At 41.6% G+C, this 20,692-nt stretch carries 22 protein-coding genes; 1 reads left to right on the top strand and 21 read right to left on the bottom strand.

What is annotated here, in order from left to right:
• Position 1: 1 nt before the first annotated feature.
• From EDF88_RS22735 to EDF88_RS22830, 21 genes are all read right to left on the bottom strand, one after another.
• Entirely contained in the window at positions 2-976 is a 975-nt protein-coding gene (locus EDF88_RS22735; protein WP_134187530.1) for a DNA replication terminus site-binding protein, read from the bottom strand.
• Positions 976-1,566, bottom strand: coding sequence for a DUF2913 family protein (locus EDF88_RS22740; protein WP_115632007.1), 591 nt, complete (start codon positions 1,564-1,566; stop codon positions 976-978). The genes EDF88_RS22735 and EDF88_RS22740 overlap by 1 nt, the downstream gene beginning before the upstream one ends.
• A 237-nt stretch (positions 1,567-1,803) precedes the next feature.
• Positions 1,804-1,935 (bottom strand): hypothetical protein, encoded by a 132-nt coding sequence (locus EDF88_RS25080; RefSeq protein ID WP_279586350.1) that lies wholly within the window; start codon positions 1,933-1,935, stop codon positions 1,804-1,806.
• A gap of 62 nt (positions 1,936-1,997) precedes the next feature.
• Positions 1,998-2,519, bottom strand: a complete 522-nt coding sequence (locus EDF88_RS22745; protein ID WP_134187532.1) for a hypothetical protein — start codon at positions 2,517-2,519, stop codon at positions 1,998-2,000.
• A 71-nt stretch (positions 2,520-2,590) separates the two neighbouring features.
• Positions 2,591-2,851 (bottom strand): hypothetical protein, encoded by a 261-nt coding sequence (locus tag EDF88_RS22750; RefSeq protein ID WP_115632010.1) that lies wholly within the window; start codon positions 2,849-2,851, stop codon positions 2,591-2,593.
• Positions 2,852-2,858: 7 nt separating this feature from the next.
• Positions 2,859-3,446, bottom strand: coding sequence for a hypothetical protein (locus tag EDF88_RS22755; protein WP_115632011.1), 588 nt, complete (start codon positions 3,444-3,446; stop codon positions 2,859-2,861).
• A complete protein-coding gene (locus EDF88_RS22760) occupies positions 3,439-3,663 on the bottom strand; it encodes a hypothetical protein (protein ID WP_115632012.1) in 225 nt (74 codons plus the stop codon). The genes EDF88_RS22755 and EDF88_RS22760 overlap by 8 nt, the downstream gene beginning before the upstream one ends.
• 282 nt (positions 3,664-3,945) lie before the next feature.
• The gene (locus EDF88_RS22765) at positions 3,946-4,872 is read right to left on the bottom strand and encodes a hypothetical protein (protein WP_134187534.1); all 927 of its coding nucleotides are present in this window, start codon (positions 4,870-4,872) and stop codon (positions 3,946-3,948) included.
• Positions 4,873-4,937: 65 nt separating this feature from the next.
• Positions 4,938-5,861, bottom strand: a complete 924-nt coding sequence (locus EDF88_RS22770) for a hypothetical protein (RefSeq protein WP_134187536.1) — start codon at positions 5,859-5,861, stop codon at positions 4,938-4,940.
• A 70-nt stretch (positions 5,862-5,931) separates the two neighbouring features.
• Positions 5,932-6,858 carry a hypothetical protein gene (locus tag EDF88_RS22775; protein WP_134187538.1) on the bottom strand — a complete coding sequence of 309 codons (927 nt, stop codon included), beginning with the start codon at positions 6,856-6,858 and terminating at the stop codon, positions 5,932-5,934.
• A 70-nt stretch (positions 6,859-6,928) separates the two neighbouring features.
• A complete protein-coding gene (locus tag EDF88_RS22780; protein ID WP_134187540.1) occupies positions 6,929-7,810 on the bottom strand; it encodes a hypothetical protein in 882 nt (293 codons plus the stop codon).
• A 65-nt stretch (positions 7,811-7,875) separates the two neighbouring features.
• Entirely contained in the window at positions 7,876-8,415 is a 540-nt protein-coding gene (locus EDF88_RS22785) for a hypothetical protein (RefSeq protein WP_134187542.1), read from the bottom strand.
• A gap of 282 nt (positions 8,416-8,697) precedes the next feature.
• Positions 8,698-9,927, bottom strand: a complete 1,230-nt coding sequence (locus EDF88_RS22790) for a toprim domain-containing protein (protein ID WP_134187545.1) — start codon at positions 9,925-9,927, stop codon at positions 8,698-8,700.
• Between the two features lie 116 nt (positions 9,928-10,043).
• Positions 10,044-10,262 (bottom strand): hypothetical protein, encoded by a 219-nt coding sequence (locus tag EDF88_RS22795; protein WP_115632019.1) that lies wholly within the window; start codon positions 10,260-10,262, stop codon positions 10,044-10,046.
• Between the two features lie 70 nt (positions 10,263-10,332).
• Positions 10,333-12,348, bottom strand: a complete 2,016-nt coding sequence (locus tag EDF88_RS22800; RefSeq protein ID WP_134187547.1) for a hypothetical protein — start codon at positions 12,346-12,348, stop codon at positions 10,333-10,335.
• 67 nt (positions 12,349-12,415) lie between these two features.
• Entirely contained in the window at positions 12,416-13,552 is a 1,137-nt protein-coding gene (locus EDF88_RS22805; RefSeq protein WP_134187549.1) for a DUF3150 domain-containing protein, read from the bottom strand.
• Between the two features lie 78 nt (positions 13,553-13,630).
• Positions 13,631-15,001, bottom strand: a complete 1,371-nt coding sequence (locus EDF88_RS22810) for an AAA family ATPase (RefSeq protein ID WP_134187551.1) — start codon at positions 14,999-15,001, stop codon at positions 13,631-13,633.
• A gap of 67 nt (positions 15,002-15,068) precedes the next feature.
• Positions 15,069-16,055 carry a hypothetical protein gene (locus EDF88_RS22815; protein ID WP_134187553.1) on the bottom strand — a complete coding sequence of 329 codons (987 nt, stop codon included), beginning with the start codon at positions 16,053-16,055 and terminating at the stop codon, positions 15,069-15,071.
• 61 nt (positions 16,056-16,116) lie between these two features.
• Complete coding sequence (locus EDF88_RS22820) at positions 16,117-16,494, bottom strand: hypothetical protein (protein WP_115632025.1); 378 nt, start codon at positions 16,492-16,494, stop codon at positions 16,117-16,119.
• Positions 16,495-16,550: 56 nt separating this feature from the next.
• On the bottom strand, positions 16,551-17,420 hold the full coding sequence (locus EDF88_RS22825) for a hypothetical protein (RefSeq protein WP_134187555.1): 870 nt from the start codon (positions 17,418-17,420) through the stop codon (positions 16,551-16,553).
• A gap of 419 nt (positions 17,421-17,839) precedes the next feature.
• Entirely contained in the window at positions 17,840-19,633 is a 1,794-nt protein-coding gene (locus EDF88_RS22830) for an ATP-dependent helicase (protein ID WP_115632027.1), read from the bottom strand.
• Between the two features lie 173 nt (positions 19,634-19,806).
• Between EDF88_RS22830 and EDF88_RS22835 the strand changes: the two genes are divergently transcribed.
• Entirely contained in the window at positions 19,807-20,682 is an 876-nt protein-coding gene (locus tag EDF88_RS22835) for a hypothetical protein (protein ID WP_134187557.1), read from the top strand.
• Positions 20,683-20,692 lie beyond the last annotated feature (10 nt).

Consider the following 20,692-nt stretch of genomic DNA (forward strand, 5'->3'; position numbering starts at 1 on the left):
GTTATTCCTCGTGACTAGCTGCACGGACGATGAAAATGCCTAAATCTGCTCCGGGTACGAGCTCTGTATATACCAGCGGTGTCTGACGGCCAGATTTTGCTTTATCCCCTTCAACTGACTGATCCCAGTCACTGAGAAGCTTTAACTGAGGCACTGGAAAACTGCCTGTGGCAAATAGCGGCAAAGATGCCTTGGTAGAAAGATAATTATTTTTCGACTGAGTATCACGATCATCTCCTTCAAACCATGCATGGACAATCGGCACTGGGAATGAATTCACGCGGCACAGGCGAAAACCTTCATCACCCTGAAGGTGCATTGAAGCCAGCTTCTTAATGGCGTAATCCAGGGTACTGAGACGTTCGGTTTGGTCGCGGGTCAGCAGATTTTTAAAAAGGGCTTCTTTGCGTCCAGTAAGGATGTCTATCAGCTCATGTTTCGTTTTCTTCTCAGTGTTGCGATTGTAGCGCCAGCCAAAAGTAACTTTCTTCAGTGGGATATCGCTGAAAAGAATGTTGCGAGTAGCCTGAAGCGTCACGAGTCCCGGAAACTGCTCATGAACTTCGTCAAAACGTTTGTGCCGGTCGGTGCTAAGGCTCATTAATGCCCGGGCAAATTGATTCTTGGCATTATTAATCTCTTCGATCAGCTTACGTAACTTATCCGCTTTATCCGGCACCACAACGAGTCCGGGATATTTGGCCGTAAATTTGGTTGATTCTTCATTAAGTTGCTGTGGGTTATCAGTACCAAAATCCTTGAGAGCATCAATAATTCTGGTTACTGATTGTTCACCACTGATGTGTTGTACTTTAAAACCTTCCCAACTTGATTTGATGCGCTCTTCCTTACGGGACAGTCGGCTAATCGTCATAAGCTCAGACACAACTGGGGGGGTGGCTGCAAGATAGTCGCCCAGTTCGTCGATACGATAGCCAATCTGATCTCTCAGGCCCCGCAGGTTGTTCACCATCATTAATCTCCAGTTATCTGGTCGGAGGTCAATTGCAGGATATGCACTGACACACCGTCTACAAATTCGCTTTTATCACCCATCACGAGGTAATCATATTCTCCGGCGATCTGCCTGAAAGAGGTCACATCACCGATAACATAAAGTGGCAGTGACTGTATCTGCTCACCTTCAGAACCAAAGCAACACTCGACATCCCGTTTTAAACCAAAGCAGGTGTTAGGGTAATGCACATCCAATTTGTCCCAGTCGTTCTGGCTACCAATAACGACACGCCATCCGAGCCTGCCCAGGTGGTCACTGAAGGTTTTCAGCATGTAAAGTCGGGAGCCTGTTGCATCCGGGATTGAGCCACGCCCTTCAACCAGCAAATGAATGATGCTGGCGAGGTCGGTCACCTGAGACTTAGTCGCATGCTTCAGGTGCCGCTTGATAATCCGGATGGACTGAGATGAATGGGTTCTGCGGCGCTCAGCAGAACGCAACCAGTCACGTATGAGTCCATTCCTCGCAGTGGGACTCGCCTTACTTTGAGAGATATAGAGCAAGCAGGAGGTAGCAGCACTCATTACGGCTTCATTATCTATCGACATATCTCTTCCCCGACAAGAGCAACCGGCTTCAAAAATACCGGCATCGCTTTGGGCCGCCAGAGTAAATGAACCGGGTTTTTCCCGGGGGCATTCCGGTACAGACTGTAGCGTCCGTTAAGAACTTCAACAGACCAGAAACCGGATGGCACGGCAGTTTGCCAGGACATAACCGGAAGCGCAAAAATATATAGCCTGTGGCGTAACTTATCTCCCAGTTCATGAACCTGTACCTTGATACTAAACAGCAGTACAGGTAGTCCCCAGACGCACATCCACCCAAACGGTAGCACGGTCGTTGATAACAACCGGCCCGTTAAAATTGATGCGCAAAGGAGCATGAAGCTCGCCAGCGCCCAGAGGGAAATCCACAAAATCCAGCTCCGGCTCTCACACAATTTCCATTCCAGAAGAAATAGTTTTTTCATAGCATGTCAGTGAATACATTGGGCTGAATTGAGATATAAGCTTGTGTGGGGGAAAACATCATTAGCCCACAGCTCACTGGCGGATTTCCAGCCTTTGAAGACATTTTCTCCCCTCATCAAATCGAAGGTTAAAATCTGATCACGAATTTCAAATTCCAGACTTTCGGGAAGATCAATGTACTCCGGTACGGAGACGACACTCCCCGTGACTAACAGCATCACCAGCTTGGTTAACTGGTGCTTTTCACTCATTTGACTATCTGGCAGCATCCAGGAATTAAATGAGAAAGTAAAAATCTCAACCCCGTTAGCGTCTGGTCCAGATTCAAATCCATCACCATTTAACGCAAACCGGAAAAAGTACAGGTCGGAATGAGTCTGATCGTAATGTTCATCATCCTGTTTATTTATCCTCCCGCTAAAAGCTTTCGTCATCCATTCTTCAGGAGGTGACATATACAGCCAGCAGGCAAAGGAGAGTAAAATTTGCTCTTTATATACTCGAACGGTTTTACTGTTACTTTTCATCTTCATCCTATGTTGATGGTTTTCAGAGTATATAAGCACAACTCAGCAAAAACGTAATAGGTTGTGAAGCGCTAAAAATCGCAGATGCTCGAGCTTAGTTGCTTTAACCGGTTATCAAGGTAAGCACTTGCGATATCTAACGGCTGGAACTCTTCAAGATATGCCCGAATAATCTCTTCATTCGTTACAGCATTTATCCCGCGTGAATTCAAAATTTCCTTTGCCCGATTTAAATTTGTGCTGGCCCGTTTACTCAGTTGAAGCCTGGATGGAACCTGCTCGCATGCAAGAGAATCTGGTGCTACAAAATCATTCGAAATTTCATTACTCATCTGTAACTCACTCCATATCGGGAATAGAATGAAAATTAACTGCGATTGAACTATCCGGGTCACCATTTTCAACAATGCTCAACCAGCTCCGGGCGGCCACCTGCCCTTCACAAACCAACAAATAGCCTTGCTTAGTTGTATTCAGTTCCGAAATTCGTTTTAAAATACTGTCTGATCCGGGGCCGCAGGCAAACGGCGTGTAAAGTAACTTTTCTTCCGGAACTGCCGCTCTGAGTTGTGCCAACAGGATATTCTTTTCTTCTTCCGGTTCCGGGAGCACCATGATGACCCGGTGCCCCTGCTCGGTGTATTTAGTGATTTGTTTGACGATGTTTTTGAACCGGCAGGCATAAATAACGAGTCTGAAGCGGGTACACACCAGGGAGAGCAAGGTGAATAGAACGATCACCAGGCCATAAGCCGAATGATAAAACCACCAGTTAGCGCCAGCGACTACCAGCAACAGTCCCAGCAATAAAAGACTCCCGTAAAAAAATAACGATGGGTAACGGGTCGTTTTGCCTTCCAGCAGAATAGATAAAACGATAACTGCGGTAATCAGATACGTGAGCCAGTCCAGCAACATATTATTCATTAGTATTATCCGGTTGGTCAGAATGGCCCTTGCACCCAGTTTGTGGGCAGAAATTACTACAGAAAACATTGGTGACGATCCTGTGTCCCGATTCCTGTAAGAAACGTAATTTTTCACGCACTTCATCACCAGGCTCACAGAAGAGATATTCAAGTTCCTTGATATCTGCTTCGTTAACTAATTTATCGAGGTTAAAACTTTTGTGTTTGTATTCCATACCTTCTCTCCCTCTGTTGCCATCAGTATACGATGTGCAAACTTAGGGAAATTACGGATAGGGGTTGATTTTTAAGAGGAGGGTTGAGGGGGATTGGGAGATGTGCTGAAGCGCAACATTGAGAGGGTAAGAAAAACCAGTATCTGTAGAAAACAGCAAATTCTGGGCAAAAAAAAAGGCACATTAAATGTGCCTACAAAAGGGTTTAGAGATTATATAAACAGTACCTGGAAAGCAGAGTCACAGTACTTCGCGACCCTACAAGCCAGGTAGAAAAGAACATTAAGCAGCTTTACTTATGTCCAGTGCAGCCCGGAGATCATAGACTGCTTCAGAGATTAAACTTCTACGGTCGGCAATTTTATATTTCCCATTTGCATCAAGGGTTGAATAAGTCACCCGCCACGTTTCGGAGACAACATTTTCATCCTCATCAATAAAGGAAATCTTAACCTGAACCGGTACATCCTGATTATTAGCAACTCCATGATACATTGCTTTAATTAATTCATTATTGCGAATATCTTGAGTTTTTCCAAATGGTGATACCTCAGTGTCCAGGTAACAGTCACCAAGATCCATATCACAAGAATCAACGCTTACCGCTGTGATAGATAATGTCAGGCGGTCATTTATAACCCGAGAGTACTTAAAGTCTTCGACAGCATTGTACATAGCCATACTGACTTTACTTAATGTGCCGTAAGCCCTTTGCAGACAATCGGTAATCGAATTACTGACAAAATTGAGGAAGTCAATGAAATCGGAATACCAGAATTGCATCAGCCCGAACCGACCTATTAAGACCTCTCCATCTACTTCCATGTAATGAAAATACTTCTCATCGTCTTCACCAGAGTCAGAAAGAATATCTAATCCAACATCTTCAAATTCTATCTTTGAGCGACTATAACTACGCCCAGTTATATCAAGATAGGAAGATGCCACCTGATGATAAACTTTAAGAAAGTATTTAAGTTTTTTGGATAAGGCATCGACTTCATAGCTGGGAGCATTGGTTTTTTGTAATGCTTCAACATATAAATCAACACACTTATTTAACTCCGCAGCTTCAATTTTTCCACTGAAAGTGACATGATCGCCCTGGCTGTGGTTAACAGCATATGAGAAATCTGCACTTTCAAAATCGATTCCAAGCCCAGAGAGTTCCGCACGAATATAATGATATACATCTGTTGAATAAAACATAGTTTCTTCCTCAGCAAAAAAGGGAGAAACCCCACGAGGGATTGCTCCCTCATGGGTTGTTTTGATTAATTAGTTAAAAGAACAAGTTCGTTATCCACAACTGAATGTGACATTTTCTCAAGTTGAGAGAGAACAGTCTTTTCATATCGGGCAATCGATTTTTCATGGTTAATTTTGTATTCAGTCATAACAAGTGGACTTGTTGATAACCTTCCCAACATTGATCTGAATGAAGTACTACCACCAGAATTGCTCTTATATACTGCATATAAACAACGCTTCATTACTCGCCCGGACAGGTAACGATGTAAGTAATTGAGGTACTGGTCCGCACAGGATACAGACTCTATGCACCACTCATCACAAAGTAGCTTTTCAGCCACTGCCAGGGGGATAGCATCCGCCATAATACTGACATCGAACCCGTAATTTTCATCACGGATAGAATGAATCATTTCTGGCTTGCTACTGGCTTCACTCTTATTTACCAGGGAGACAACCAACGGATAGTAACTCGCGAGTTTGGATTGTATTTGATCATGAATAAAACTGATAAATTCAGAACCGTGCTCTACAAGACCAAGAATTATGTCCTGATGGGCATTACTGGAGCGATAAAAAACATACTCGAGTATTTCACGATTGTAGCCAGCGTGAAGCAGTTCTGGCCGTGGATGTACAATCCGAACGTTGCCCGGGTTTACAGATACTGCGAACCTGAAACTACGTAAGGACACCGGACCTGCATGCAGTGAATCAGCATTTAAAAGATAACGGCCCAGCGGAGATTTTTCCATTCCTGCATGATCACTGATGCTATGACGCTCAATATACCGCTTATAAAAAGGGATAAGTTGAGATACCGGCACATCTATAATTATGTGGAAGCGATTTAACGTCTGAGTGGATATAGATGCCTCTAAGACCTTAATATCGGATAACCCCATTTTGTATAAAACGGCTTTAACAAGATTGTTTAAGTGTTGCATATTAGGTTCCTTCATAGATTATGAAAGGAACATTATCCCAGAAGGGAAATGTTCCCTTCTGGGTTAGGTTTTAGTAGTTATAACGCTGTGCGTGTTCAAGTTCCATGTTCATTCTGTAACGTTCATGCGCTCCAGAGACCAGTAGCGTCTTAACAAAACATTTTCTGAATGTTTTGATTCCGTTAGCTGAAGTTATTTCCTGCTCAGAAATAGAATGATTTTCATGTTTATTATCAGACAACCCATAAAAAATTGAATTGTATTCAACAAACAACCTTCTGGTTTTCAATTTCCCAGAAAGATATCTTTCAGCGTTCCTGATAACCCACTTCCCATCTTCACGTGAAGATATGGAGTCAGGTGCCAGAAGCTTTTGCAAGACAATCAAAGGATACCCAAACGACTTAATTTCAACACCGTCATACCGTACATATTCTCCATCAAAATCAAACTGCATATGCTGTCTGATTTTCTGATCATCACAAGTTTTATTGTGGACACTAATGGCAAAAGTAACTTTGCTACAAAAGAAAGCGAAAAGATTCCGGTATATGTATGAAGTCAAACCAGTTAACTTCTCATGTACCCCTTTCGCATCAGTTCCCACATCTGATCGATAAATATAATTGAGGATTTCTCTGTTGTAAGGACAATCGAGCATTGAAAAACTGTCAATTTCACCAGAGGATTCACCAAAGTTACATTTAAATGGCATACGAATAGCATCTAAAGAAACACGACCATTTCGGGCTTTAGCAAGCCTGTTGACTGCTGGTAACAGTATTTCTTCAACTGGCATTTCAAATGGCAGAGTCGAATATTGATTGCAGTATTCGTCCGCTTGTTGTGACAAAAATGCAAACGACAAATCAGCGTTAAAACTAACTGATGATATCGTTCCGTCAGAATTATCAGTGGTTACTAAATCAACCACTTCAATATTCATTTCGTTCGCGGCCAGAAAAGATTTAATAATGTTAGAAATTAATTTGCTCATGTGGTCCTCTCAATTCAAAAAAAGAAGGGACCACTCCCATAGGGAAGTAATCCCCTATGGGTTATTGTGTTCAGAAGTCAGCTAAAAGAAGATCTACAGCTCTACCCCTGCGTGTATCTGTAATTAAGCGGTTCATAAACTTTCGAACCTGACTGTTCTTTTTACTCAAACTCAGTAGACAAGGTGTCGACTGGTTGATGTAACGGCCATCAGAGAAATGACTGCAAGTCACATAACCATCCTGCCAGTCCTGATTGACGAAAGAAGCAATTCGTTTCAGGTAACATCTGGCATCGTGAATTGAAGGGTCTTTGACTCTGTATCTCAACTTAGAACTAAGAGATGTCAGGTCTAACGCTCTCATTTGAATTTTGAACGTTTCATTTCTGTACTGTAGCTCTTTGAGAGTCGGCATTTCACGTCTCCGGCAGAACACTATCTGTAACTGAGCAAGCAAGGTGAAAGCTTCCTCCAGCAGCCGGGAAAATGTATTGCGGACAAACTGCATGAAATCACTGAAATGCAACAACCAAAACATGGCAGCTTTCTGGATTTTAGGGTCTGTAACGCTGGTGAGATACTTTGCCAGCTCCACGTCCTCATCCCTATGCTTATAGGTTAAAGCAGGAACATGATCACCGTAGTAACCACCGTTGCTGACCTCAACCCACAAAGGGATAAATTCCAGTGAGCGCATATCATCACAAAGTAACTTTGCTGATGACATGATTTCATTTAACTCCATTTCTATATCGATTGAGAGGGGACACCCTTTCAAGGACTGAATATAATCAGGAATTAATGCTCTGAATTGCGTGATTTCTATATATATATTTACTGTTAATTTCGTGAACGGTTTTTCGATTGATAAACCACTCTTTTCTTCAACAGAAACTGGATTGAATCCACTTTTATTTAATACAGCATTGATTACATCGTTTGATAGTTTCATATGGCCTCCAAAATGGAAATGGGGCCACCTGATGGGAGGCCCATCAGGGTATGTATTGCTTTATATTAATGACGTGAGGTCGGTTGCTGCATTACTTTGTTTATATTGTCGATATACCGGACCAGAGTAGGTCTTTCATCATCAATAGCAAAGCGGCGGAGATCTTCAAGGTTTCGTGATTTCAAAAACTCATCAAAACCTCTATTTTTAAGATCAACAATAACCTTATCCAAATAGTCATATTTAGTAAACCCAATCTCGGAAGGTGGGTTAATTGGTTTGAAAATGACAGCTTCAGCTTCTTTCCAGTCAATTTCCTTATGTTCTCCCGTACACAAATCAATATGAATATATGTAAACTCCTTATGATTGCCACGACAAGATAAGTAATATTTTGGCAGGAAATGCACGTCTGTACGCAAAAGATGAGTACCGGCAGGACGTATTATATACATAAGCTCGCGATCATTATCTAAAAGACTTTGTTCAAGGATATTCAAGTCAATCTTGTGATCATCTTTAAAAAGCGAAGAAGACTCAAACTGAATGATATAACACTTGAGAACTGCTGATAATTTACTTAATAATTCTGCTTTGTTTTTCATGATGCTCTCCGGAGTAAAATAAACTAAAGAGCATCACCATAACGGTAATACTCCCGTTATGGGTTTAGGGTTAAAGTGGAAATCCACGTCATATATCCGACCGTAGCCAGTGATACCGCCACAAAGATTAAACTGAGTAGGCTTCTCAGCTGTGTTTTTTATCAAAGGGAGCATAAAAAAGCACAAGGGAAATCGTTCCAACATCTTAATTAAAAGCAATTGTTAATTGCGCTTAATTAAAAAGGATAACCCCCCCCGCTCAAAAAAGCAGGGGGGTTATCGTTATTTCAGTTGCATTAGTAATTCTGGAGCACACCTTACGGGGAATCCATCACTACCTTCATTGACAAGCACATTGTTCCAGTCGATACCCTTTTTATTCTCGGGAATCTGACCTTCTGGTTCCAATACTTGAATGTTCAACTGTGAAGCAGGATAACGGCCTTCAAGATAGGCTTTCATTCGAGTGTAAAGCTTAGATGCAGCTTCTGCGCCCGGACAAACACCAAGACTATTAGGTCGATCTTTATCAGACCAAATGTAAAAGTTAATGAACTTCACATCAGGTGGCGGTAGTAGATAATCAGGAATCTCCATATTCTCCAGGGCCCATGAAGAGCTTGCAGCCCAGCATGGCATAGAGGTCGCTTCAATTACAGACAGCGCATTTTCAATTCCTTCCGATACGCCAAGCAACCAGGTACTGGTTGACTCGTTGTAGTGCGGCTCAAACAGTTGAATGGAACCGCCATGCATATCAGCAGGAGGTTTCATCATCAGTTTAGGTTTATCAACTTTTGCCTTATCACCATTTACTTCCAGGTACGTTCTGTGAATGGTCAGGCGGCGTCCTCGGTTATCGCGATATACAGCGATCATGCCAGGGTACGTAACCGTTTTGCCATTATCCCAATAATACAATCTGGGATTAACACCTATATCTTTTGGCAGATTACTGAATATTCGTGATAATCCACGCTTCTTCAAATAACGTCCAACAGAGGTATCCTCCGTTACCTGACTAGTGTAGTGATAAACTGCTTCTAATTTTTTGGCGCGTTCAGTTACTTCCTCAGGTTCTAATATCTTCGAGGCTTTTACTTCACGCTTGTATTCTTCATTTAATTGAAGGTCCGCCTTCGTAAGAGGCGCTGAGATATCGTCACCAAAATGATCCCGAAGAATCACTTTACAGGTTTCCGTTTTGCTTAATTGCAGCAAGTGGGACAAAACATCAATTCCATCTACAAACGTGTTAACAGGGAAATCGTTATGAATAGCGCACCCTGTATACAAATCCTTTGTCCGGAATCTAAATTTAGTTTTCCCATCTCCAGTGAAGGGACATGGGACCTGTTTTGGTGCTCGTTCAACTGCATCAGCTAACTGTGGGTAGGAACTATAAATACTCCCCCACCCGCCAATTCCTGCTACGCGACTGTGGACACGGTCAATTATTTCTTTTGCTTTTTGCTGTGGGGTTTTACTGTTGCACATCGTCGGCGTTGTCATATTGATCTCTCTTAACTGGCATTGTGGGTTTCCCTATGCCATCTGCGAAGCAGAGCACATAGAGAAACCCACAACGCAGATAATTAAGTGGGTGACCAATTGGTCACCCATTTCAATCAGGCTTCTTTATAGCCTGCGTTTTTAAGTTTCTGTATGAAACCATCAACTAACGTTTCCTTTTTCGAAAGATTTCCCTTAGGAATTGTGACTTCCCTAATGAGACTTTCGACAGGGCGTATATCGTTAATGACTTGACCAGTACACGAAAAAACTCTGACGCGAACCGACTCAGTATTTTCAGTATTTTCCACACGAAATTCTTTAATGTAATCCATATGATTGCTCCTGATACCGTCAGGAGGCAAATACCCAGTCGGGTATTTACCCCGATTGGGAGGATTAAATTTAATTAATTAAAATATTAAACACTAAATCGTTTACTACGCGAGTCAGTTGTTTAACATCATCTACTTGAACATATTGCTTGGATTCAAAACCAAACAATCTTTTAGTTTTAATTCCAACACCGGCCACCTCAACTCCAGACTTTACAGCCATCTCCATTAAACTTGGTATGTAAAGGTCATCCTTTGAAGGTTGACCATCAGTTAAAATCAAAATTATCTTTCGATCAAACTGACATTCCTGAAGAATTTGAATAGCTGCTTTTAAAGCATAACCTGTTGGAGTCCATCGGCCTTTCTTACCATATTCAAATGCAGGTAAAGTTTCTTCTACCGTCATATTGAATGGTTTTATTACTTCGTAGAAACTTTCATGTCCAGGGAAAATCATATTAGACACATGCACTTTAGACAGGCTTTCCAACGCTAATGTTAATGCGAGGTCCGCTTTAATAGCATGCTCATAACGCGAGTCATATACCATTGATGCCGAATTATCCCTGAGGATAACTACACCTATTTGCCCGCGCTGCTTCGATAAACCCTGAGCTTTGAAAATATCCCGAACACCCATTGGAGCCTGAATCAATCGACGGTTGTCGAAAGAAACGCCTCTGTCCCGGGTTTTGTTTTTGACTCTTACTTCAGCCTGTTGCAGTACAGATAGACTGCCACTCAAAGCATGGCTTAAGCGTAAAGCCTCGTTATATACTGGCAAATCAATAACAAGATCAGGTACGTTTGAATCATCACCGCCAAACTCCTTCTTAATTTCAGAAGGAACCAGGCCAGCAATTTGTTCAATCATATTCGACACTATGTCGTGATAGTCCTTACTCTCATCATCACTGTTAACGAACGCTTCTAACATATCCGCAATTCGCACCCAGTCACTCTTAGAAAAGTTACTTTTCTCTGAGCTATCGCCATTGTCATTGTTGCTACTCTGACTGTTTTGCTGCTGATCGTCCTGCTGCTGGCTGTCTTGCTGCTGACCATCCTGCTGCTGATCGTCTTGCTGCTGGCTGTCTTGCTGCTGACCATCCTGCTGCTGTCCGTCCTGCTGCTGGCTGTCTTGCTGCTGACCATCCTGCTGCTGATCGTCCTGCTGCTGATCGTCCTGCTGCTGGCTGTCTTGCTGCTGACCATCCTCCTGCTGACCATCCTGCTGCTGATCGTCTTGCTGCTGGCTGTCTTGCTGCTGACCATCCTGCTGCTGTCCGTCCTGCTGCTGGCTGTCTTGCTGCTCCTTTTGCTTATTGGCCTCCTCTTTCAGACGATTGAGAAGTTCAAAAAGCTCAATAGCAAGCTTGCTCGCATCTTCAGTACTGTTAACGCCATGTGCCTTTTTGAGCAGCAGGTCGATTTCAGTTCTGAGTGGGCCAAACAATTTTTCAGAGTAAGCAAAAAAATCATCAAGTATCGCTTTGTCACCTTCTTGCCCAAGAACATCGGTCCTGAGTTTCGAAAGGATGTACCACTCTATTATGGCGACAGGGTTAGCATCTAGTTTAGTTGTATCGGTCGTGTAGAACCCTTTTTGGCAAAGGATTGCATACATTACTGCGAGGCGGTGCTTAGCCTGTTCATACGCTAAACCGGTACGTTTCTCCATCTGCACATCGTCAAATAAATTCATCAGCCCAGCAATGCGACGAACTTTGGCCAATGCTTTCATCTTATCTGCGCGATTGTCGAAAACAGGTACTTTTTTCTCCCAACCTTTAAAACCAGGAGAAGATTCATACACTGCATCTTGTGAATTAAACCAGACGTCCTTACTCGTATAACGTCCATGACCTGCTTCGTGACATATATAGCCTTCACAAAGAGCCACAAACTCTGGGTCAGAATAATCTCCATCCGGCAGTAAAACCCTTGAGTCTATTATATTGAAACAGGGAACTGATACGGCGGAACTAATAATCACTTCAACACCAGGGATGCCTGAAATAACATTCGCAATATTTCTTAAACGCTCAATTTGACGCGGTGATTTAGATAATTTGTTTGTCATGAGAGTACCTTTTATTAAAAAGAGTACTCCCCAGATGGGAGTACCCATCTGGGATGAAAACTAATATTTACCAGCCTTTTAGACTCAAACCCCCACCCAATGTTTTAGGTGCTTCTGGTGTGTCAGACGTGACATCACCTTTCGTCTCATCAGATACACCGGCTTTAGCAGCAGGAGAATTAACACTCTCTTTGTTGCCAAGAACGGTTACTTTTGCAAACGGGTTATCATTAATTTTACTGGTTACTGGTGTGTCATTATTGCTCGCTGAGTTGAACGCGTGGCTGATTGTTGATAACCAGTCAGCTACCTTTTCCTCACCTGAGATGATACGACTCAACTTATTTACGTCACTCATGAAACAGAACCACTGCTGTAGAACCGATACATCACGAGGATTGGTAATGGACCCATTAGGTACATTGTCAATAATGTATTTAATCGCATCTGCGAGCACTACAGCCTCTTTGTACATAAACATAAAGCTGATGATTTTTGACTGCATCTGCTTAAGTCTAGAGATTGTGCTTGATTTCAGTCTTTCTTTCGAAATCATTTGGATATAAATTTTCTCTGCTTCATCCGCAATATCAACAAGCAATTGCTCTTTATATCGGTCGTTCGTTTCATCGCTTTCTTCAACGCTAATCGGAGTGAATGGTATAAAATGCGCAAGCCTGAATTTAAATGATTTACCAAAATCATCCTTGGTCAGTTTGAGCTTATCAATCAGATCAGCCATTAAAGGGCTGCGTTTCTTCTCATTCTCAACATAAATTTCATAGTTATCCAAAGCATTGCTTATCCCTTCCTTGAATTCCGACTCGATTTTTTGAGCTTCCTCCAGGAACTCCTGCATACTGCTAACAGGAAGAATAAACATATTACTGTAGTTAATGCACAATCTGGCACACAGCGTGGATATCTTTGAGTTGATAGTGCTTTTAAAACTTAATGCCTTTGAATCAATCCATCGAACTTCACTTTTAGACACACTGCTCTGGTCTGAAATATCTAACCCTTCAAACGATTGCTGTATATCTTTAGTTCTGCGGTGACCCTGACAACCGCTGATTTCTAGTTTGGTTATGACCGCACCGTCTTTCAGCTCAGGATAAGCATCGAGGAATTTCTGACATTGTTCTTTTGGATCAATATTGCCGAGATTAGATGTATTGATGCTTGTATTTGAGTTTACGTTCATGAGTTTTCTCCAGATATAAAAAAAGGGGAAAACTCCCCTGTCGGGAAGAAATCCCCGATAGGGTTAAATTTTAACTACTTAAAAATCAGCAACAATGCGACCTTTAAAGATTTCACTGACTTCGGCTATTTTTAACATTCCTGCATAGGTAAAGTTATTACGAGCCATAGCGTCCGCAAATTCATTTTTCGACTTCATTGGATCTTCAAGTTTATAGTATGAATAATCCTTACTTACAGTTTTTAGAACATGAGCCCTTGAACCACTTTCGTAGCACACAGCAATATATTCCTCCTTAACATTACTTTTGAAGTAAATGATTTCCTGTATTGGATAATTCATAAGATTCAGATCGATAACCTTATACACCTGGTTTTCAATCGTCACCCTAGCTGCTGTCAGATATGACATGGTGAACTCTTTTTCACGACCAAGAGTCAAATCCATGGCCTCCATTACAGTTTCATATATATGAGACGGTAAACCGGTGGCAAATGCGATTTTGAACGTTTCCTTAATAGCCAGGTTGCTCAACGCTTTTGACGTAGACACCCATGCTACTAATTGACGTGCATCCATTACAGAATCTTCCGCACCCGCATCGTTAACCGCAATAGCGACCTTAACGAATTTCTCAAGAATACCCATACTGAAATCCGGATATCGTTTCGATAGCAAGCGAGTGAAAAATACTGCATCTGGCTTTTCCATCTCAATTATCAAAAAGCGCTTAGTGAAAGCCGCATCCTGACGCTGAGAGGAAACAAAGCGCCTTTCTCCTCCTGACATGTTGGTGTTTGCAGTTCCTAAAAATCTCGTAAATGCGTGAGGCTTAATAACTTCACCGCCGTTTGCACTCACAGACCAAGGTTTCCGCTCTATTGGCATATGCAACTTAGCTGCTGTATCAGGATCAATTTTATCAATCTCATCTAACAGAATGAGATGTCCATCCTTGAATCCCTGGACTAAATCGCTGTACACAAAACCGGTATTACCATCAATTAAGCTTCTCTCACCTTCAAGTTCATCAGCACGAATATTACTGTTGATTTGTTTGATGGTTAAGGGCCAGTTCATCATATGACTGATGTACATTGCCAGTTCAGTTTTACCCGAACCAGACTCCCCTTTGAGACAAAGGCTAAGTTGAATATCAGTATCAACCAAAAGCTTAACTACATTCTCAAGAACAACCGGGTTAGGCACATAATCTTTGTTTAGTTCAGCACGGAATGAGGTCTCCATTTTAAAAACAGGGATAATCATTTCCGGGTCCATCTCAGGTTGCTGGAACAAGTCGCATGCATATACGAGAAAATAATCATCACGTATATCATAACGGCCATCTCTTATACTTTGCTCATCCAAAAAATCTTGAATGGAAAGTTGCTTCTGAGAAGTGGACTCAATAATTACAGAACCGGTATTTTTTGCAGTGTTTGACATAAGTAAATCTCCGTTATACGCAAACACCGCCAACTGGCTGATGTTTGCCAGTGGGCAATTAATTCAATTACATTTGGCAGGCTAACGCTATTGTTTGGCGAACCAAACCAACGTCATATCCCAAATGATTACCTACAATTTCGAAAGCATCCGAGGCGATCCAATCCAATTCATTACTAAAAATAGGATTTATATAAATCTTTCCGCGAGGTGTCCGTAATGTAAGTCGATTTTTATTAACTAAGCTTTCAAACAAATCTATGGAGTCATTGAATGCCGCTTTAAAAATAACAAGCAGGTCTTCATCAGTCCATGTAATAGCAAGCTGATTATCTTCCATAAAATAGTCGTCATCGAAAAAAACAGGCCATCCAGTGCCATCATTGCAGACATGGAATATAACCTTCTGGTCATTTTTGTATTGACCATATTTCTGACGCATATTTGATTTGTTGTGTGTTGCTTCATAAACAATAGACTTCACTGAGGAACGAATCTCGTCAGCACGAAGCTGAAAGACCTTACATGCGAGCTCGAAGTTATCAGACATCAGCCATTCTGTTTCGTAAAGAAGTGCAGGATGTGCTGTCCTAAACCCAGTGCCCTCATCTAAATAAAGCTGTTTAAGGCTTATCAGAAGTCGTATTGCTCTTAGTGAATCATCCAGAGCTTCTGCATACAGTGTATACACATGGTCAGCTGTCCATTCGTAGACGAGCCCGCCAAGGTCACTTTTGTACTCATCTAATGTCAGTAGGTAATCATTTTCCTGAACCTTATTATGACGGTGCAGTAGTGATCCTTCAGGTAACAATGAATGAGTTATTACAGTGCCGGAGGATATTGTTTCGGGTATAAAGTGATTGGCAGGTTCTATACCTATAACATGAACGGGTCCAGTTTCTACCCTACTCACCTTCATTGACTCTTGATGAATTACTTCAGCAATTATATTCAATGGTTGGTTTATTATGGGTGCAGGTTCATCTTCCTCAATTACATCAAACATTGAGAAAAGACTCATTTGCCGTGGATCACATAGTCTTGTTTTCATGGGCTCTCCTGAGGGAGAAATCCCATGTAAAGGGATTTCTCCCTTTAAGGGTTGGTTTAACTCAATTCTGTTTGAAGGTCGAACAACCGAAACCTTTTGCGGGTTTTGGTAGATGTGCATTTATGCTAGTTGCGAGTACGCGCATATAACCAAGAGGTTGCTCTCTCCCGTTTATTATTACGTTATCGACCACCAGCACACCGGAGATTAATACCTCATCACCTTGCTCAATGTCAGCGAACTTAGTTGAGTATAATTCAGGCGGGACTTTGATTTGAATACAGGATTCTCTCTCTATCTTTTCGCCGTCGACATCTACACTCATACTTTGTTTTAGTTTTAACAATGCACCACAACAACCGTCTGCAATTGCCTTAACCTTAATGCTGACAACTACGCCAGATATTCTTACTTCATTAATACTATCCAGAAATGACATACAAAGCTCCTCTCGGAAAAAGAGAGAAACCCTGTAAGGGCCTCCCCTTTACAGGTTTATAGATAAAATACATTAAAAGTGCAGAATAACACAGCACCGATGCAAGCGATGACACCTGGTTTGTTAAACCATTTGTTATCGTTGATTGGAGTTGATGCATTCTTATCATTTAATGCGTCGGCAATTAAAGTTTCATCTTGACTATAATAAAACTCACGTTTTGCCAGTTGATCCATATTTTTTGAAATTACATTATCCCATCCACTCATATCAAAAGCTCTCAACTCTCTGAAAGAATGCTCCATCAGTTCATTAGGGAAACCAAGACGTTTAAGTAACGGGCGAATTACCTTATTAAACTGGACAAGATTATCATAAGAAGCATTCGCGGCAGCATTGAACTCTTCACGAATAACTAACTTTCGCTGACTTTCAATGACCTGGCAAATCCATTCTGTAAGATGAGTATTTTCCAGTTCTTTAGACTTTTCGAGTGAAAAATAAAGATTATCCGCATCGAGATAAGTATCTAACCCAAATTCTGCGAATGCATCTTTGACGAAAATATCTAGATCTTTTTTGGTTTTACAAAGTGGAACGAGAGGCACACGATTTAATAATTCAACCGCTTCTTCTAAGTCAATTTTATTGACATCGAAATGCTTTGTTTTCACATGATAAAACCCATTATTTTTAGCAATGCAGTCGCCAAGTTTTGAAACTGAATTAAATGTAAATAATTCAATTGTCGAAAACTCTGTCTCATTCATAACTACTATAATCTCTGCTTTCTTTTCAGCATAATGCGAAAAAGAACTACGAAGATTTTCAGCTAATTCTTGAGGGATATCTTTGCTATATGCAGTTTGATATAACTTTGAGATACCATTAACGAGCTGTTTGCTGACAACATTTTCAAAAGACATGATTGTTTACCTATATGATTTAACTTAAAAGCAGTAAATCGACAGAACGAATTACCGGTTTTTTGGAGGCAAAAGCCTGTCATTCATCCCCCGTAGGCAACGAACCGCGCTGACTTATACTTGTCTGGCATTAGAAGTACGTAACAAAATAGGCTCAATTAAGAGCTTTAAGTTGTTACGATTTGGGAAAAACGGATAACTGACGTGATAGGCATAAGTAATCGCACCAACGACAATGAGGAACATTTTGCCGGTGGTGTATTACAACCTTCTTTATGAAGGTTGGCCGCTTTTCACGGCAATTATGAATAAAGCTACTTTGGGGTGTGCTAACTTTTGAGTGAAGCTAATATTTTTAAGACTAGTTTGTACTTCTATTAATATATATACAACACAACCAACTTCTTGTAAATGGTTGCTCAATCGTTTTTTTCTATCTGCTTAGGTCGTGTCAGGGCGCTCTCTGCCTCGATAACCATTTCAGGTGCGCACTCATTTAAGAAATACGAAGGTGCCCCATACCATAATACATAAAGTTCCTTTTCTGCTCTGGTACAACCTACATATAACAACCGGCGTTCCTCTTCTATTAACTCAGTTCCGACACATTTTGGATTTGGAATCTGCTCTGATGTACAACTCAGAATAATTACTTTTTTCCATTCAAGTCCTTTCGAACCGTGTAATGTCGAGAGGACCACCTTGTCTGGTGTGTACTCTTTATTATTTTTCTTGGTCCCAAGACACAACCCAGCAGCCCGATTGATCATCTTATCCCAACCATCCCTTTCGGCCCACTGCTGGCAAGTATCTATCGCCACCCGAGTTATTGACTGCCCTCCTTTAGCCGAAACCATTTTGATGAATGCATTTTCCATCCACTTTATTAAATTTTGTATTCTCTTGGCTATTTCAGCCTTATCTCTTGTGTCAGTTATAAAGCGGGAGAAGTTTTTATGGATTGATTTAACAGCGACACTGCTTTCTTCGGGTAACGGCAGCATGTCAAAAGTTACTTTTTTTCCGGCCATTCTACTGGCTACTTCATCAAGGACTTGTTCATCCTCACCGAATAATGCCAGCACTCGCTTCATGAGCCTTTTATCATAGGGATGTCGGAAAAATGCCATCAGATGCAGGACATCGCTACTTTCCTTCTCATCCCAAAATGATTTACCGCCGTACCTTATCGTTTCCTGGCTGAGGATGTTCTCTACCTTGTCCAGGTGAGCGTTGCCTCTGCTGAGGATGGCCCAGCCATAAGGGTCTTGGTCTATCAACTCCACAATCCCCTGTAACTGTTCCTCCATGGACCGGTAGCAAAAGAAAGTTACTTTTCCCCCGCCCTCCTTTCCCGATTGAAGCTCTTTCGTATAACGGTAATTATTGTGCTGTATCAGTGTATCTGCGAACGAAAGAATCTCCGGCTCACATCGAAAACAGGTATTTAGATAAAATACATTCGGGGTGAAGTTTTTTTCGAACATCTGAAAGATTTTAACCCCTCCGGATGACCTGAATGAATAGATGGCCTGGTCATCATCACCCACGATACTGGTATGGATACCTCTCCGGGTGTGCTGGCTTATCCATGAGAACTGTATCGAATCGGTGTCCTGTACCTCATCAACTATTAGATGGGTAAGGTTTAACGGTCGTATCATTCCTGAGTTTAACTGGCTGGTTACGTATTTTGACAGGGCATTAAAATCCGCCACACCATCTTTCTGGCACAGCTTCTGATAAGTATTAAACAAGTTAATTTGCAGGGAGGAAAACTTGATAGCGACAACATCATGGTCTGTTTCCCTTCCTATAGCGTCAATCGCAAACTCGGCTGCACTTAGATCCATCGAAATACCTGCGTGATTGATAGCGCGGTGGATCATAGACCGCAAGGCACTTCCAATTAGCAATCGTCCATTCCATTTCATTTCATCCAACTGCATTTTCACAAACCCGTGAAAAGTATTTATTTTTATTCGGTCCAGTTTTTCTTCAGTCAGTTTTTTCTTCAGCTTTTCTGACAGTGAGTCAGCTGCGGCTCTAGTGAACGTTACCATTCCAATTCTTGCATACGGAAAACGATTAAGTATCTCAGCCACCCCCTCAATCATCGTGAACGACTTACCGCTCCCGGGCGCAGCGATCACCATATTGTTAGCACTCATATTGTTAATAATTTTCTTCTGACCAGGGCTGGCAGTGCTCATTCGTCCTCCTTCAAATCGAGGTGACAGTATAACTAGAACCTAAGGCAGATTTTTACGTTTTAGATACGTTAATCCACTGATTAAAAATCAAATTTTGTTATCCAAAGGGTATTAGGTTTTTTGGGTTCTATGGAATACTAAGCACATCTAAAGACAACAAGAAGGTAACAGCAATGAAACTTAACCAATCACTTTCTCTGGCTTTCGTTCTCACTTCATCTGCATTGATGGCCGGTTGTGCATCAAATGTTGGAAAGACCCCAGATACAGCCCAAAAGTCGAATTCCCATGGTTTTTATTGGACGGCAAATCCGGCTGATTCTGTCGCTAAAAACGCGTATTCGCTCGCAGGTGTCGATGTTTCATTTGCGGATTCCGAGATCAAACCCGGTAGCTCTGATGAAGCTGGCATCTCCAAATACCTTATGAATGGTGCAATGGGGGCAGTAACTGGAGGGTTGTCCGGTTTAAGCATCATGACGTTAGGCTCTTTATATAGCAAAGAAGATGCTGAGTTCATTAGTACCGAACAGTTTGTCGCCTTTGTTCCTAATCCAAATAACTTACCTTACGATGATCCTTCGCTCGTAAAGGAAGGTGCTCGTTATACATTTAACTTTGTAAAGGATAGTTCTGCGAAACGTGGATTTAACGCTGATAAACAAGTTAAAGCAGTTGACGAGTGCGTGATTGAAATGTCAATGATGGCAAAATTCAATGAGTGTGTTTTATCTTCCAAACCAACAAAAGATATTGCATTTGATAAGCGACTTTTTGAATTTCAAGCTATCAGGCCAGCAGTTGGTACAGAGCTTTCTCAATTAAAATTGCCTAAAGGAAATTATTCTGTCATTCGCTACGGTCTTATTCAGACCACATGGGACAAAAGTTCTAAAGGGTATAATGGATTTATTATGAGAGCAGACTCGACATATACCGCCCCTCGTATGTTAGCAGTTTCAATCGACGGAGCAGATTATTACTTGCTTAAAGGTGAACTAGGTAAAAAGGGTTACCCTGAAAAAACACTTATCAAAAAATTCTGGTAATTTCACAATA

It is taken from the genome of Buttiauxella sp. BIGb0552, from assembly GCF_004366275.1.
In the GTDB taxonomy this organism is placed as follows: domain Bacteria; phylum Pseudomonadota; class Gammaproteobacteria; order Enterobacterales; family Enterobacteriaceae; genus Buttiauxella; species Buttiauxella gaviniae.